This is a genomic window from Gilliamella sp. W8128 (assembly GCF_016100545.1).
Lineage (GTDB): Bacteria > Pseudomonadota > Gammaproteobacteria > Enterobacterales > Orbaceae > Gilliamella > Gilliamella apis.
On sequence record NZ_JACFSE010000005.1, the window covers coordinates 183,722 to 199,957 of the forward strand.

At 35.2% G+C, this 16,236-nt stretch carries 11 protein-coding genes; 2 read left to right on the plus strand and 9 right to left on the minus strand.

Going from position 1 to position 16,236, the window contains the following annotated elements; all coding sequences use genetic code 11:
* Positions 1-2 precede the first annotated feature (2 nt).
* Positions 3-1,634, minus strand: coding sequence for a bifunctional anthranilate synthase glutamate amidotransferase component TrpG/anthranilate phosphoribosyltransferase TrpD (gene trpD / locus H3U97_RS06700; protein ID WP_198198571.1), 1,632 nt, complete (start codon positions 1,632-1,634; stop codon positions 3-5).
* Positions 1,634-3,196 (minus strand): anthranilate synthase component 1, encoded by a 1,563-nt coding sequence (locus tag H3U97_RS06705; RefSeq protein WP_198198572.1) that lies wholly within the window; start codon positions 3,194-3,196, stop codon positions 1,634-1,636. Before H3U97_RS06705 ends, trpD begins: the two co-directional genes overlap by 1 nt.
* Positions 3,197-3,599: 403 nt before the next feature.
* On the opposite strand from H3U97_RS06705, the gene H3U97_RS06710 reads away from it, so the two are divergent.
* Positions 3,600-4,508: an SPFH domain-containing protein gene (locus tag H3U97_RS06710; protein ID WP_065578455.1), complete on the plus strand. Its 909-nt coding sequence runs from the start codon at positions 3,600-3,602 to the stop codon at positions 4,506-4,508.
* Positions 4,509-4,611: 103 nt separating this feature from the next.
* The gene (locus H3U97_RS06715) at positions 4,612-5,076 is read left to right on the plus strand and encodes an NfeD family protein (RefSeq protein ID WP_198198573.1); all 465 of its coding nucleotides are present in this window, start codon (positions 4,612-4,614) and stop codon (positions 5,074-5,076) included.
* 229 nt (positions 5,077-5,305) lie between these two features.
* Here the strand turns inward: H3U97_RS06715 and H3U97_RS06720 are convergent, their stop codons facing one another.
* The 7 genes from H3U97_RS06720 to dapD all read right to left on the minus strand — a co-directional run bounded on the left by H3U97_RS06720 (position 5,306) and on the right by dapD (position 16,090).
* Positions 5,306-6,985, minus strand: a complete 1,680-nt coding sequence (locus tag H3U97_RS06720) for a bifunctional UDP-sugar hydrolase/5'-nucleotidase (RefSeq protein WP_198198574.1) — start codon at positions 6,983-6,985, stop codon at positions 5,306-5,308.
* A gap of 247 nt (positions 6,986-7,232) precedes the next feature.
* Positions 7,233-9,380: a carbon starvation CstA family protein gene (locus H3U97_RS06725; RefSeq protein ID WP_232343767.1), complete on the minus strand. Its 2,148-nt coding sequence runs from the start codon at positions 9,378-9,380 to the stop codon at positions 7,233-7,235.
* Between the two features lie 286 nt (positions 9,381-9,666).
* Positions 9,667-10,386 (minus strand): two-component system response regulator BtsR, encoded by a 720-nt coding sequence (btsR, locus tag H3U97_RS06730; RefSeq protein WP_086360527.1) that lies wholly within the window; start codon positions 10,384-10,386, stop codon positions 9,667-9,669.
* On the minus strand, positions 10,386-12,080 hold the full coding sequence (locus H3U97_RS06735; RefSeq protein WP_198198575.1) for a sensor histidine kinase: 1,695 nt from the start codon (positions 12,078-12,080) through the stop codon (positions 10,386-10,388). Before H3U97_RS06735 ends, btsR begins: the two co-directional genes overlap by 1 nt.
* Positions 12,081-12,133: 53 nt before the next feature.
* Positions 12,134-14,410 carry a beta-glucosidase BglX gene (gene bglX, locus H3U97_RS06740; protein ID WP_198198576.1) on the minus strand — a complete coding sequence of 759 codons (2,277 nt, stop codon included), beginning with the start codon at positions 14,408-14,410 and terminating at the stop codon, positions 12,134-12,136.
* Positions 14,411-14,670: 260 nt separating this feature from the next.
* Positions 14,671-15,162 carry a YajQ family cyclic di-GMP-binding protein gene (locus tag H3U97_RS06745; protein WP_034903574.1) on the minus strand — a complete coding sequence of 164 codons (492 nt, stop codon included), beginning with the start codon at positions 15,160-15,162 and terminating at the stop codon, positions 14,671-14,673.
* A 103-nt stretch (positions 15,163-15,265) separates the two neighbouring features.
* A complete protein-coding gene (gene dapD, locus H3U97_RS06750; protein ID WP_065578459.1) occupies positions 15,266-16,090 on the minus strand; it encodes a 2,3,4,5-tetrahydropyridine-2,6-dicarboxylate N-succinyltransferase in 825 nt (274 codons plus the stop codon).
* Positions 16,091-16,236: the final 146 nt, after the last annotated feature.

Genomic DNA, 16,236 nt, shown 5'->3' on the forward strand with positions numbered 1-16,236 from the left:
TATTATCTTGCTGCTAACTTTTGTAATAGCTCATAAGCCTTGCCACTATGCATCAATTCAATTGCACGTTGAGCATTTTGTTTTAAGTCTGGTTCACCAAATAAGCTAATTAACATTGCTACATTAGCCGCGATAGCCGCTTCATGAGCTGGTTTACCATGTCCTTGTAAAATAGCTAACAACAAATCACGATTCATTTCCGGTGTACCACCTTCAATATCTTTTAAAGTATACTGTTGTAAACCAAAATCTTGTGGTGTCAGGGTGAAATAGCGAATTTCGCCGTTTTTTACTTCAGCAACTTGGGTTTCGCCATGAATAGCCACTTCATCCATACCGGCACCGTGTACCACATAAGCATGGGTATAGTTCAACATTTTTAATGTTTCTGCAATCGGTTTTATCAAATCAGGATGATAAACACCGAGTAAAATACGTTTTGGTCGTGATGGATTTATCAACGGTCCTAGCACATTAAAAATTGTCCGTGTTTTTAATTGCTGACGCACTGGAGCAGCATGACGAAAGCCTGAATGATATTGTTGAGCAAATAAGAAACATACTCCTAATTCATCAAGCGCTTTACGTGAGGCTTCCGCTGACATGTTTAATTTGATACCTAAAGCAGATAGTACATCGGAAGATCCTGATTTACTTGATACCCCTCGATTACCATGTTTAGCAACTTTATACCCTAAGGCTGCAGTAACAAAAGCACTAGCTGTTGATATATTAATACTATTAGTGCCATCACCACCGGTACCAACAATATCGGTAAAATCATAATCAGGAGCTTCAAAAGCATCAGCATTTTCAAGTAAGGCTTGCGCAGCACCAGCAATTTCATCCGGTTTTTCACCTCGTACTTTCATACTTATAATCGCAGTTGCCAAAACTGTTGGTTCAATCTTACCTTGAATAATTAAGTTAAATAGTATTTTGCTTTCTTCTTGTGACAATACTTGTCCTAAGTACAATTTATTTAAAATCGGTTGAATATTGTATTCTTGCTTATCGACAATTGCCTCTTGTCTTGCCTGTGGTTGTTTTTGGACTGGATTAAGTGCCCATTCAATGGTTTGCTCTAATAATTTTACCCCTTGAATGGTTAAAATCGATTCAGGATGAAATTGAAAACCACAAACCCGATCTTCATCATTACGTACCGCCATAACGATATTATTACACATGGCATTAACGGTTAGTGTTTTTGGAATATTTTCACCTTTTAATGAGTGATAGCGCGCTACTGGTAATGGATTGGGTAAACCTTTAAACATCGCTTGCTCATCATGTTCAATTAATGAGGCTTTACCATGCAAGATATCACCAGCGGGCACAATCATACCGCCATAAGATTCTACTATGGCTTGATGTCCAAGACAGATACCAATGATCGGTAATTTTCCTTTTAAACGTTTGAGTAGTTCCGGCATTGAACCTGCTTCACTTGGCGCTCCCGGCCCTGGTGATAACATTAAAATAGGATTTTGCATTTGTGATAATTTTTCAATAATCACATCGGCAGGAATAGTGTTGCGATAAATTGTCACGTTATGTTGATTATGACGTAACTGATCAACCAAGTTATAAGTAAACGAATCAACATTATCAATAAATAAGATATTAGCCATTAGAATACACCTTCTACATTATGCGCTGCCATAATCGCGCGAACAACAGCACGAGCTTTGTTACGTGATTCGTCCGATTCTGATTGTGGTTCTGAGTCTAAAACTACCCCACCACCTGCTTGCACCGTGGCAATGCCATCTTCAACATAAGCACTACGGATAACAATACAGGTATCCAAATCACCACTAGCGGTTAAATACCCCACTGCTCCACCATAACTACCACGTTTTATTTTTTCCGATTCAGCAATTAGTTGCATTGCTCTTACTTTGGGTGCACCAGTTAGTGTTCCCATATTCATTGTTGCTTGATAAGCATGTAGTGCATCAAGATCAGTCCGTAACTGGCCAACTATTCTTGAAACAAGGTGCATAACACACGAATAACGGTCAACTTTTAATAACTCTTTAGTATAACGAGTGCCCGGCTGGCAAATACGAGCTAAATCATTACGGGCTAAATCAACCAGCATTAAGTGTTCAGCCAACTCTTTTTTATCAGTGCGCATTTCAAGTTCTAGTCGGCTATCCAAATCATAATCAATCTCACCACTTGCGGTTAAACCACGAGGTCGAGTACCAGCAATAGGGTAAATTTCAACTTGATTATTGGTCTTGTTATATTTAAGGGCACTTTCCGGTGATGCACCAAACAGAACAAAATCGCTATCTTGCATATAAAACATATATGGACTTGGATTGGTATTTTTTAACACTTGGTAAGCAGATAATGGTTCAGGGCATGGTAATGAAAAACGTCTTGAAGGAACGGCTTGGAAAATTTCACCTTGTTGGATAGCATCCTGCATTTTTTTAACTATGGTATTGAAATCATCATCACTCTTATTACATGAAACATTTATTTCTGCTAAAGATTGAGTCTTAATCGCTTTCATCGGTTGATTAAGTTTACTGTGCAACTCAATTAAGCGTTGATTCAAGCGTTTTGTCTCATCAGGACAAGAAGTAAATGCCGTAGCTTTTAACAATGAAACACGATCTTTATGATTAATTTCCAGTAATGTTTCAGCTAAATAAAAGCGAAAGTCTTGGCAACGTTGTTCGGTTGGTAACAGAGGTAAATCCTCAAAGCCAGCAACAAGATCATAAGCAAATAAACCACCGACAAACACTGCATCAGAACTCGCTTGTTGTGGGATATTAACGATGTTTAATAATGTTCTTAGTGCATCAAAAATTGATAATGACTTTAAGCGAGAATCTTCATCTTGCAAATTATCAATAGCCGGAAAAACTAATTTAAGATTATTTTCATCTAATTGTGTTTTAGCGACGTTATCAGGAAAAGCTTGTTGTAATAAAGGTAATAATTTTTGTCCGTTACTGGTTAAAGCTTGAAAAGTGACTTGGTTATTGAGTGCAGAAATAGTCAAAGCGCTATCAACTATCATTACACTTTTAATACCTTGCTTGTTATCAATTTCGGCTGATTCCAGTAACAATGTTGCCGGTTTGTTATCACAAAGTTGATAAAATACCTGAGTCGGATCCTGATAATAACCAATGGTTTTAATTATCTGTGTTAATGTAGGCTTATTCATTGTTGACTCTCTTTTATAAAATTATTTTTATCTTTGCAAAACTAAAAAACCCGCACTGAGCGGGTATTATGAAAATAGGACATCATCACATCACCCGCAAAAAGTGATGCGCCACCAACCCAAAACGGTAGTTTGTTGACAATGAGTTAATATGGATTGCTGATTTATCATTATTGTATCTGCTAAAAAAGATTTTGTACTATTAAACTAGTTCATTGGTGTGTTGTCAAGTGAATATTTTGTGTACATTTAAATTAAGTCTACCTGTACCAATCAGAATGTCTTTACACAGTAAACAGTTTTCTATTTTTTAATAAACGAATTAAAACTAGCCAAACAAGATTTTAGTCTTTAAAATGAGCAACTCCGATAAATTATTAATAAAAATTAGAGATTTTGATCTATGCCAATCTTTTTTATTCTTATTGCAGTAATCGTTTTACTTGCAGTTGTAACAGTTTTTAAAGCTATCACTATTGTTCCACAAGGATACCAATATACTATCGAGCGTTTCGGTAAATATACTCATACCTTAGAACCGGGTTTAAATATTATTATTCCTTTTATGGATGGTGTAGGCCGTAAAATTAATATGATGGAACAAGTGCTTGATATTCCATCACAAGAAGTTATTTCTAAAGATAATGCAAATGTGCAAATTGACGCTGTTTGCTTTATTCAAGTACAAGAAGCAGCAAGAGCCGCTTATCAAGTTAATCAACTTGAACGTGCAGTGATTAATTTAATGATGACGAATATCCGTACTGTACTTGGTAGTATGGAGCTTGATGAGATGTTATCACAACGTGACCATATTAACTCAAAACTACTTAGTATTGTCGATGATGCAACTAGCCCATGGGGAATAAAAATTACCCGTATTGAAATTCGTGATGTTCGTCCACCGGCAGAACTAATTGCAGCCATGAATGCGCAGATGAAAGCTGAACGTAATAAACGTGCAGAAATTCTTGAAGCAGAAGGTGTTCGTCAAGCGGCTATTTTACGATCTGAAGGTGAAAAACAGTCAGAAATTTTAAAAGCTGAAGGTGAAAAACAAGCAGCATTTTTACAAGCTGAAGCACGCGAACGTGCAGCCGAAGCGGAAGCTAAAGCAACACAAATGGTTTCGGACGCTATTGCAGCTGGTAATATTAATGCCATCAACTACTTTGTTGCGCAAAAATATACTGAAGCGTTACAACAAATTGGAGCTTCAGATAACAGCAAAGTGGTAATGATGCCACTTGATGCATCTAGCTTAATGGGTAGCATTGGTGGTATTGCTGAATTAATCAAAAATACTAAATAGGCTGTACTAAATTAAATTTAAGTAAATCATATTCCCTAACTGATAATAAATTGGTTAGGAATATGATAGGAAATATAATTCAATTAATAATAGGTAACAACCAATGACAGATTTTTTAATGGTTATTTATAATTCTCCTCACTGGATATTTATTGCTTTAGGTGGTATTTTGCTGATTGCTGAGTTATTAGGAACCGGTGGATATGCACTTTGGAGTGGGATTGCTGCCATTATCGTTGGTTTAATTGCTTGGGTTTTACCGCTGTCTTGGTCTGTTTTATGGATTTTGTTTGCTATTTTTACGTTAATATCTGCTTATCTTTGGTGGGTATGGTTAAAAAGACGCGATAACAACAAATCTAATAAAGTTGAAATCAATCAACCACAACAAGAACTAATTGGTATTAGGACAATCGTTACTGATGCCATTACTAATGGTTCTGGACGAGTAAAAATAAAAGACGGCACATGGTCAGCGAAATGTAATCAAGATCTAGAAGTAGGTCATCCAGTTGAAGTTGTTGCAGTTGAGGGCATAATACTGAAAGTAAAGGCACTCAATAAATAAATCAATAATTAAATACGAGTCAATGGCTCGTATTTTTTTGTTTATCATAAAACATAATCAATTAGATAAATCGATTACTAAATATCCTTTACAGTAAAAAATATTGGTAATTATCACAATAAGATAATTACCGTTAATCCAGCTCCAATATAGAATTTAAAGAGCTTATAACAGTAATTATCATTTTACTAAAAACTAGTGTAAACATAAGCCAATAAGAATGCTAACACTAATTCGATTGTTTAGGATCAATACCAATAACTTGCCAATTATTATTTGATTCATCGGTAATCTTACCTTTCTTCACATCAGTAATATATTTAATGGTCATATTACGAATGGTGCCTTCTTCATCACCTAAAGCGGTACGAGAATTCCAAATTGGCTCGACTCGGCGCCCTTCTAATGGACCACCTTTTTTCACCAACATTTCATAACGATAAGCATTCATACCTAGTTTGAGTTTCATATCATCAGTAATAACTTTACCATTTAAAAGTGTTAGATTTTTAATTCGATGCCCTACTGGTTCACTTAAATCAATAATATATTTAACGCCACCAAACATATCATAAGTCATATATTTAGATGCGCCTCGCACTGAATCATATTGATAATTTTTATCCGTTGGTTGTACTTGAGCAAAATATGCCGCTGACCATTCCATATAATCTTTAAGATCCTTTCCGGTAACTTCAAAAATAGAGGTTTCACCAGCAGTATATTGATAATTGTTAGCAATATCTTTGCGAGCGATTGGCCCTTTATTTAATATCGCTTTTTTATTATCGACTAAAACAGCAGTCACATCGGCGCCACTGTAATACAGTTGTACAGAATTAAGTAAATTAGTTAAACCACTTTCTTGCAAGTAAACCGCTGGTATACCATGTATTATCTCTTGTGGTACAAGATCTTGATCTGTTTCACCAATAACTTGATTAGAAATCTCTCTTAATTGTTGATGATAAGGCGAATAAATTTTTTCGATTTCAGGATCAGCTGGATAAGTTTTTACTGGTAATGTTTGCGATTTTTTCGCTTTTAACGTTTTTTTATTGCCATCAATATCAAATTTAAGATCAACCACCGATACTACTGTTCCATAGCGATGAGGTTCAGTAATAACAACATTATTAATGACTTTTTCACTAATATTTTGATGATTATGTCCGGCAATAATTATGTCAAGTTCGGGTAATTGATTAGCAACATCGGCAACACCTGTACCAGGTTTATTGTTTTCATTATCTAATCCCATATGGGTAACTAAAACAATAGCATCAACTGATTGTTGTTTGAGATTAGCAATTTGTTTTTTTATTTCCGGTATTGGCATGGTAAATTCCATTTGATTTACATAGCCAGTTTTATTCTCGTATTCTGGAACAAAAGGTGTAGTTGCACCAATAAAGCCAATTTTAATACCTCCTTTCTCAATAATGGTTGTGGCGGGTAAATAAGGTTTACCGGAATCTTTATAATAAATATTAGCTGCTAAAGATTGGCCTTTAAATTCAGAAATTACTTTATCGACTATCGGCATACCAAAATTAAATTCATGATTGCCAAGTACCATAATGTCATAATGCATGGCATTTAATGCCGCAATAGCCGGATGATTTTGCACATTATAAAATCGTTCAATTTGATTATCTTGAATAATATCACCAGCATCAACCACTATGACATTTTCATGTAGTGAACGGTACTCCTTTAAAAACGAAGATATCTGCGCATAAGAGCCTGAAGAGTCTGCTTTGTCAGTACCATAATCCCATGGCAACATTCGCCCATGCACATCTGACGTTGCTAAAATAGAAACACCAACTTCTTTTGCATTAACCTGAAATACACAACCTAATATGAATAAACCGCTTAACAAAGCACTTTTTTTGCTTACCAACATCCTTATCTCCTATCACTATTATGTAAAATTAACATCCTAATTAATTTAAATCGTTTTTATAAAAACAGTCTATTATTCTAAATTATTATTTTTTCAATTAAAGCGTTTTTATAAAAAACAAGATGCTTAATCAGTGATAAAAAATGCCTAACGATAGTGACTATTGTTAGGCAAAATAAGGAGTATGAAAGTTATTTCCATAAATAGACAGAATGTTACTTTAATTTAACATTCTGTTTACTGTTAATTAATGTGACATCGTAGTTTTAACACCACCTTCAGGAATAGGCACATAAGCGGTTTCTTTATCAGTTCTTTGTTTATTATTACGCACTTTAAGTGCAGTTTTAATACCAAAGAAGATAATGCTATACACAACCACTAAGAACAAGATACTTAAACCGGCGTTAGTGTAGTTATTAATGACAATATGATGCATATTATCAATTTGTTGTGCAGTTAATTCGCTGCCTTCGGCAATACGACGATTATACTCATTTGCTAAATAGAAGAATCCTTCTAAATTAGGATCATTACTAAATAGTTTAAGTGCCAATGCCCAAGTAGTACAAATCAATAACCAAACGGCAGGAATAATAGTCACCCAAACAAATTGAGCTCGTTTCATTTTAATTAATACCACAGTTGCTAATACTAATGCTACGGCTGCTAACATTTGGTTTGAAATACCAAATAATGGCCATAAGCTCTTAACACCGCCTAATGGATCAACCACACCTTGGTAAAGTAGATATCCCCATAAACCAACACATCCTAAAGTACCAATAAAGCCCGCAATAAGTGAATCGGTTTTTTTCAAGAATGGTATAAAGTTACCTAATAAGTCTTGTAACATGAAACGTCCAGAACGAGTTCCTGCATCAAGCGCTGTTAGAATAAATAGTGCTTCAAATAAGATACCGAAGTGATACCAGAAGCCCATATTTGCGCCTGGAAGAATTTGATGGAACACATGCGCAATACCTACGGCTAAAGTTGGTGCACCACCGGCACGATTTAATACTGATGGTTCGCCAATATCTTTGGCTGTTTGTAAAATTTGCTCAGGTGAAATCACAAATCCCCACGAACTAACTGTAGCCGCCGCATGTGCTGTCACATCTTGTAGTTGAGACATTATCATCGCCGCATCGCCAGTACCTAATTTATGTAAATCAGGCATAGTTATTCCTAACGCAGCTGGTGGAGTATTCATAGCAAAATATAAACCTGGCTCAATAATTGATGCAGCCACTAAAGCCATAATAGCCACGAAAGACTCCATTAACATAGCACCATAGCCGATAAAACGAGCATCCGTTTCATTAGCAAGTAATTTTGGTGTTGTACCTGATGAAATTAAGGCGTGGAAACCAGAAACGGCGCCACAAGCAATAGTAATAAATAAGAATGGGAATAAAGAACCTTTCCAAACAGGGCCTGTGCCATCCACATATTTAGTTACATCTGGCATTTTTAAATCAGGATTTAAAATAACAATACCAATAGCTAAACCAACAATTACACCAATTTTTAAGAAAGTGGCGAGATAATCACGCGGTGCTAAAATTAACCATACAGGCAACATCGCAGAAACTAAGGCATAACCAACTAAAGTAAAAGTAATCGTGGTTGCTTTGAAAGTTAATGCTGGTCCCCAATATGGGTCATGAGCAATTACACCACCAAACCAGATAGATAAGATGAGTAATACAATACCAATTATTGAAACTTCTAAAACACGGCCTGGTCTGAGGTATCGCATATAAATACCCATAAATAGGGCGATTGGCACTGTAGAACAAACAGTAAATACACCCCACGGGCTTTCAGCTAATGCTTTAACAACAATCAATGCTAATACGGCTAAAATAATTAACATGATTAAGAAACAACCAAATAAGGCAATTGTTCCAGGAATTGGTCCCATCTCTTCTTTTATCATTTCACCTAAAGATGAACCATTACGGCGTGATGATAAAAATAGCACCATAAAGTCTTGTACTGCACCAGCAAATACCACACCAGCCAATAACCATAGAGTACCCGGTAAATAACCTACTTGTGCAGCAAGTACAGGGCCTACAAGTGGTCCAGCACCGGCTATTGCCGCAAAATGGTGTCCAAATAAGACATATTTATTGGTTGGCACAAAATTTAAACCATCATTGTTAATCACAGCTGGCGTCGCCCGTGTTGGATCTAACTGCATTACTTTATTGGCGATATACAAACTATAATATCGATAAGCAACTAGATAGACAGACACCGCAGCGGCAATAATCCACAATGCACTAATGTGTTCACCTCGGCGTAGTGCTATGACTGCTAAACAGCAAGCACCAACGATGGCCAAAATGATCCAAGGTATATGCTTAAGTATTCTATTATTCATAATAATTCTCTTTATCGCTTTAAAATTAATATCACCTTACAATCTTTTTAATCTTGTTATTTAGTTACAAAGATTGATGAAATTGATGGATATTAACTGCAAATTGTTTTTGAATTTGGTTGTATTGAATCATGAGATAAAGCTTACTTTATGCTCAAGGGTATAGTAATTTTTTAGTTAATTGAATGGTATAGGAAATTTAGTTACAGGTTAAAACGACTATATGAGTGGTTAAAAATGGTTGTTAAGCGGTATCTCAATCGATGAAATAAACCCGGATAAATGATTATAGTCCTAATATCTCTTTAAGTGATTTTAAATATCGACGACTCACAGGTACAGCAACATCATTATTTAAAATAATATCAACGCTACCCGCTTCATTAAAGCGAATTTCTTTTAATTTTTTTAAATTAACTAAATATTGTCTATGGCAACGAATAAGCGAGGTTTTATCTTCTAAGGTTTTTAGTGTCAGTTCAGTAAAATATTCATTATTATTTTGATTAAAAACATAAATACCACAAACTTTAGATGAAATATAAAAAACATCATCATTAGATAGCAAATAGATTCGATTATGGCCAATACAAGGTATATATTTTAACTGTTGATCAATACCTGATAATTGATTTATATCAGCTACAGGACATTTTTTATGCAAACGGCTTAATGTTTTATTTAGCCTATCTTGTTCAATAGGTTTTAATAGATAATCAAAAGCTTGTTCTTCAAAAGCTTTTACAGCAAACTCGCTATAAGCAGTTAAAAAAACAATATGAGGCATAGTTTGTGGATCAAGCATTGATAACATTTCAAGACCATTTATTTTTGGCATTTGAATATCAAGAAAAACGACATCAGGTGCTAATCGATGAATTTCACGTATAGCATCCATGGCATTATTACATTCTGCGACAATATTAATTTGGCTATCGTTTTCTAGCAAACAACGTAAATTTTCGCGAGCAAGTAATTCATCATCAACAATAATCACATTTAACATTAAACTACGACATCCTCTAGCAAAGGCAAAGATAACATTACATTTGTATATTCGTCTGGTTTACAGATTATCTTTATACCATAGTTTTCACCATAGCGGATCTTAATTCGTTTATCCACTAAATTAAGACCAAGTCCTTTATTATCTTTTTTATTTTCTCGATAATTACCTGCATTATCAATAACCTCTAAAATTAAAGTCTGGTCATTTGCATAGGCTCTAATCGTTACTTCTCCTTGACTAATTAATTGTGATGTACCATGTTTAATGGCATTTTCAACAATTGGTTGTAATGAAAATGCTGGTAATTGCGCATATTCGAGTTGTTCAGGAATATCAAAATTTATACTTAATTGCTCCATAAAACGCATTTTTTCGATCTGTAGGTAAGCATTTACATGCTCTATTTCATCTTTTAACGTTACTATTTCATCAGTACGTTTTAAGTTTTTACGGAAAAAAGTTGATAAGTTTTGCACTAATTGCGATGCTTGTTCTTTATCACGCCTAATAATAGCCAGTAAAGTATTTAAGGCATTAAATAAGAAGTGAGGATTTACTTGGGCATGTAATAGTTTAATCTCAGTTTTAGACAATAACTGTTTGTAGTACTCATTTTGCCCGGCCAATATTTGCGCAGATAATAAGCTAGCAATACCTTCACCTAAAGTTCTATTTATTGAGCTAAATAATGTATTTTTAGCTTCATAAAGTTTAATGGTGCCAACTACATTATTATTTTCACCACGAAGAGGAATAACCAGAGTTGCCCCTAAACGACAATTTTTATTGATTGAACATTGATAAGGTTGATGTGTACCGTCAAGATATTTAATATCATTTTGCTCAATCGCTTCTAAAGTAACATTTGAAGTAATTCGAGTACCCGGTAAGTGATGATCATCACCAACACCAATAAAAGCGAGAATTTTTTCTCGATCTGTTATGGCTACAGCACCAAGATCTAATTGTTGATAAATAATTTCTGCCACTTTGGTACTATTTTCTTGATTGAAACCTTCACGCAATAGACCTTCAGTACTCACTGCGATTTTAAGAGCTTTGGCCGAAAAAGCCGATGTATAGCGTTCGAAAATCGCCCGTCTATCTAGTAAAATTCGCATAAACATTGCCGCTCCAATACTATTGGCCACAATCATTGGTGCAGCAATGCTTCGCACTGCATGTAAAACAACATCAAAAGGTCTCGATATTAATAGTACTTGAATCATTTCTAATGATTCAACCAGAACACCTAATACCCCAACTAAAAAGGGATTATAAACTAAATCAATTCGGCCTTTTTTCATTAAAGTATAATGAAGTAATCCACTAATTAAACCAGTCAAGATAGTCGATAACATACAACTTTCAGCCGTAATACCACCTAATGTATAACGATGAATACCGCCAGTTAAACCAACTAAAAGCCCTACTACCGGACCACCAAGCAACCCGCCTAAAATAGCTCCAATAGCACGAGTATTGGCAATAGTATCTTCAATATGTAAACCAAAATAGCTACCCATAATGCAAAATAATGAAAAAATAAAATAACAGACTAATTTATGAGGTAAATGGATAGTGACTTGCATTAAAGGAATGACAATCGGGGTTTTACTCAACAAATAAGCTATAACCAAATATACGCACATCTGTTGCAAAAGCTGTAGTACAAGATCAAACTCAAACATAACAAGAACCACGGCACAAAACCGCCGACCGAAGTCGACGGAGAATGCTAACTTTAATTATCAAGTAAAGTAAATGTTTGCTTATCTTTAGTTGTAGAATCAGCGCCTACAAACACATTAAATTTACCAGGTTCTGCAACATATTGCATTTTATCATTCCAGAATTTTAACATGTCATATTTGATAACAAATTTCACTTGACCTTTTTCATGCGGTTTAAGAGTAATAGATTCAAAACCAATTAATTCTTTTACCGGTCGGCTTACTGATGCTGTCACATCTTGCAAATAGAACTGCACCACTTGTGAACCTTCTCTTTCACCAGTATTTTCCACATTAGCAATAACTTCAATTTCTCCATTTGGTGACATTTCAGTTTTTGATAATGAAAAATCAATAGTAAAATCAGTATAACTTAAGCCAAAACCAAATGGAAATAAAGGCTCATTAGGGCTATCAAAATAAGATGTTGTGTATTTACCCATATTAACCGTACCATGTGGTCGACCTGTTTTTAAATGGCTATAATAAACAGGAATTTGGCCAACATTATCAGGGAAAGACATCGGTAATTTAGCTGATGGATTATAGTCTCCAAACAGCACATCAGCCACAGCATTCCCCCCTTCAGTACCTAAAAACCACGTTTCAAGCATAGCATCAGCTTGCTGATATTCTTCTTTCACAGTAAGTGGACGGCCATTCATTAAAGCAATGATCAGTGGTTTACCAGTAGCTTTTAATGCTTTAATTAATCGTTTTTGACTAGCTTGAAGATTAAGATCGGTTCGGCTTGATGATTCATGTGCCATGCCTTGTGCTTCGCCAACAAAAACTACAACAACATCTGATTTTTTAGCTTGAGCAACAGCTTCGGCTATCATCTTATTAGCTGGTCGTTTATCAAATTTGCTGCTCTCACCATATAAATTTAAAAATTTATCAAGGTTAGGATCATCCGAAAGATTCGCACCCCATGCGTAACTCACTAATTTGGGATTTGCGATGGCATTTTTAATGCCTTGCAACGGTGTTACCGCTAAATTAGCACGCCCAGCACCTGACCAGCTACCTAAAATATCTCGTTTTGAATCAGCCAATGGTCCAATGACAGCTATTTTTTTATTTTTGTCTAACGGTAATAAATTATTTTTATTTTTTAACAATACAATACTACGACGAGCTACATCTCTGGCTTCAGTACGATGTAGGCGATCGTTAGCAAACATAGTCTCAATATCAAAATTAGGATCTAAATTTCGATGGGGATTTTTAAACAACCCCATATCATATTTAAGCTCTAACACATGGCGACAAGCTTGATTAATCAGATCTTCTGAGATAGCACCTTCATCAACCAATTCAGGTAAAAACTGTAAAAAGTATTCATCATTCATACTCACATCAATACCCGCTTTGATGGCAATGCGTACTGCATCTTTTGCATCAGTTGCAACGCCGTGATTAATTAATTCACGGATAGCGCCATGGTCACTAACAACCACTCCATCAAAATGCCATTGGTTACGTAATACATCAGTTAATAACCAATGATTAGCTGTAGCAGGAATACCATTTACACTAACAAGAGCAACCATAACCGCTCGGCTGCCGGCATCAATAGCCGCTTTATAAGGCACAAGATATTCTTGGAACATTTTGCGTTCACTCATATCGGTGCTGTTATATTCACGCCCAGCTTCAACCGCCCCATAAAGTGCGAAATGTTTAACTGTTGTGACTAATGATTTTTTATCAGCTAAGGATTGTTTTTGCATTTTTTCAACAAAAATTCGCCCAGCTTCTGAAGCTAAATAAGGATCTTCTCCAAATCCTTCCGAAACTCGTCCCCATCTAGGATCACGGGTAATATCCACCATTGGCGCCCAAGTAACGTTAAGTCCATCAGACGTTGCTTCATCAGCTGATACCTCAGCCACTTTAGCGAAGGCATTACGATCCCAAGTTGCTGCTAAACCTAAATTAATTGGAAATACTGTACGATGGCCATGGACAATATCAAAACCAAAATAAACCGGAATTTGGTTTGGTGATCTTAAAGCTCTTTCCTGCATTCTGGATAGATCGGGTTCCACAACAGTATTAAAAATGCCACCGATTTCACCCGCTTCGATTTGATCAAGTACTTTGTCTAAGGTTAGATCTCCGCCGACACTGATTAACCGCAATTGTCCCACTTTTTCTTTAATAGTCATTTTTGATAATAAGTTATCAATAAATACTTTCTTATCTTCATCATTGGGATTTTGTGCAAATAAAGGACATGAAAAAATAAAAAAAACAAAAAAGAAAACTAATTTTTTCAGCATAATAAGTATTGTTATAATATAAGAGGATAGACAAGGTGATAGAATAACGTATTTAGTTAAAAAAATCTCGTTATTTGAAATAATGCCTCACCAAAAATAAAAATAAAAGCACATATTATTAAAAATTTAGCCGCAAAAAAGTGCTTTCCTCAATATTTTTAAAAGTTGATTCTGTGGATAAGCAAAAACATATTGCCGAAAAATTTTATCCAAATGTTGTCAAAAATAATGTCGGCAATAATAAAGATTGGAATGATTGATTAGTCGCGGAAATTAGTAAATTGAAATGGTTGACCTAACTCACCATTTTTAACTAGTGCCATAGTTGCTTGTAAATCATCACGTGATTTTCCAGTAACGCGAACTTGGTCACCTTGTACTTGCGCTTGGACTTTAATTTTACTATCTTTGATTAATTTAACTATTTTTTTAGCTAATTCTTTATCGATACCTTGTTTAAGCTTAACTGTAATACTATAAAACTTACCACTATGTTCCATCTCTTCTGGAATTTCTAGCGCACCACCATCAATACCACGCTTAGCTAACTTATCACGTAAAATATCCAGTAACTGTTGTACTTGGAAATCTGATTGGCTCGTCGCTTTGATAGTTTCATTTTTCTCATTAAGCTCAAATGATGCTTCGACATTTTTGAAATCCCAACGTGTTGCCAATTCACGAGTCGCATTGTCGACCCCATTTTTGACTTCTGGCATTTGAATTTCTGACACAATATCAAAAGAAGGCATAAATTTTCCTCTTCTAATCGTTATAAAATATAACTTACTTTAAACAACTCATTTTATTGCTACCGTAACATTTACGGTAGCTTTAATAGATAGATTAATAAAATTAATCAATAGTACGAAGTAATTCGTTAATACCGACTTTACCTAACGTTTTAGCATCTACTTTTTTAACGATTACTGCACAATAAAGGCTGTATTTACCATCTTTAGTTGGTAAGTTACCTGATACCACCACAGAACCAGCCGGTACGCGACCATAGTGAACTTCACCAGTTGCACGATCATAAATTTTAGTACTTTGACCAATAAATACACCCATTGAGATAACGCTGCCCTCTTCGACAATCACACCTTCAACAATTTCACTACGAGCGCCGATAAAACAGTTATCTTCAATAATAGTTGGGTTTGCTTGTAACGGCTCTAATACGCCACCGATTCCAACACCACCTGATAAGTGAACATTTTTACCAATTTGCGCACATGAACCAACGGTTACCCATGTATCAACCATAGTCCCCTCATCAACATAAGCACCGATGTTGACATATGAAGGCATTAATACTGTATTACGAGCTACATAAGCACCTTTACGTGCAATTGCTGATGGAACTACACGGAAACCTTCTTGTTGGAAACGCGCTTCATCATACTCAGCAAATTTCAACGGTACTTTGTCATAGTAATTAGTTGCGCCACCATCAATAAGTTGATTTTCATTAATACGGAATGAAAGCAACACTGCTTTTTTTAACCATTGATGAGTTACCCAATCGCCATTAATCTTTTCTGCGACACGCATTTTACCGCTGTCTAATAAAGCGATACATTGGTTGATCGCATCACGCGTCACTGTATCAACATTTGAAGGAGTAATTTCAGCACGACGTTCAAATGCTGCCTCAATAATAGTTTGTAATTGTTGCATTTCTTGTTTCCTTTAACTTTAAGTCCGTTAGCAAATTTAATTGGCCTAACAGTATAATATAATATGCCACTATTTTTAAGTGGTTTATCGTATCATTAAGATCTCTCAAAAAAAGTTAATTATTTGGAATGCCTTTCACAAAATCT

What these genes read in the sequence shown, in the direction of transcription:
- H3U97_RS06710 (WP_065578455.1), top strand. Translation starts at nt 3,600, where the DNA reads ATGCCAATCTTTTTTATTCTTATTGCAGTAATCGTTTTACTTGCAGTT.
- H3U97_RS06720 (WP_198198574.1), bottom strand. Translation starts at nt 6,985, where the DNA reads ATGTTGGTAAGCAAAAAAAGTGCTTTGTTAAGCGGTTTATTCATATTA.
- H3U97_RS06735 (WP_198198575.1), bottom strand. Translation starts at nt 12,080, where the DNA reads ATGTTTGAGTTTGATCTTGTACTACAGCTTTTGCAACAGATGTGCGTA.
- btsR (WP_086360527.1), bottom strand. Translation starts at nt 10,386, where the DNA reads ATGTTAAATGTGATTATTGTTGATGATGAATTACTTGCTCGCGAAAAT.
- H3U97_RS06745 (WP_034903574.1), bottom strand. Translation starts at nt 15,162, where the DNA reads ATGCCTTCTTTTGATATTGTGTCAGAAATTCAAATGCCAGAAGTCAAA.
- H3U97_RS06715 (WP_198198573.1), top strand. Translation starts at nt 4,612, where the DNA reads ATGACAGATTTTTTAATGGTTATTTATAATTCTCCTCACTGGATATTT.
- trpD (WP_198198571.1), bottom strand. Translation starts at nt 1,634, where the DNA reads ATGGCTAATATCTTATTTATTGATAATGTTGATTCGTTTACTTATAAC.
- H3U97_RS06725 (WP_232343767.1), bottom strand. Translation starts at nt 9,380, where the DNA reads ATGAATAATAGAATACTTAAGCATATACCTTGGATCATTTTGGCCATC.
- bglX (WP_198198576.1), bottom strand. Translation starts at nt 14,410, where the DNA reads ATGCTGAAAAAATTAGTTTTCTTTTTTGTTTTTTTTATTTTTTCATGT.
- H3U97_RS06705 (WP_198198572.1), bottom strand. Translation starts at nt 3,196, where the DNA reads ATGAATAAGCCTACATTAACACAGATAATTAAAACCATTGGTTATTAT.
- dapD (WP_065578459.1), bottom strand. Translation starts at nt 16,090, where the DNA reads ATGCAACAATTACAAACTATTATTGAGGCAGCATTTGAACGTCGTGCT.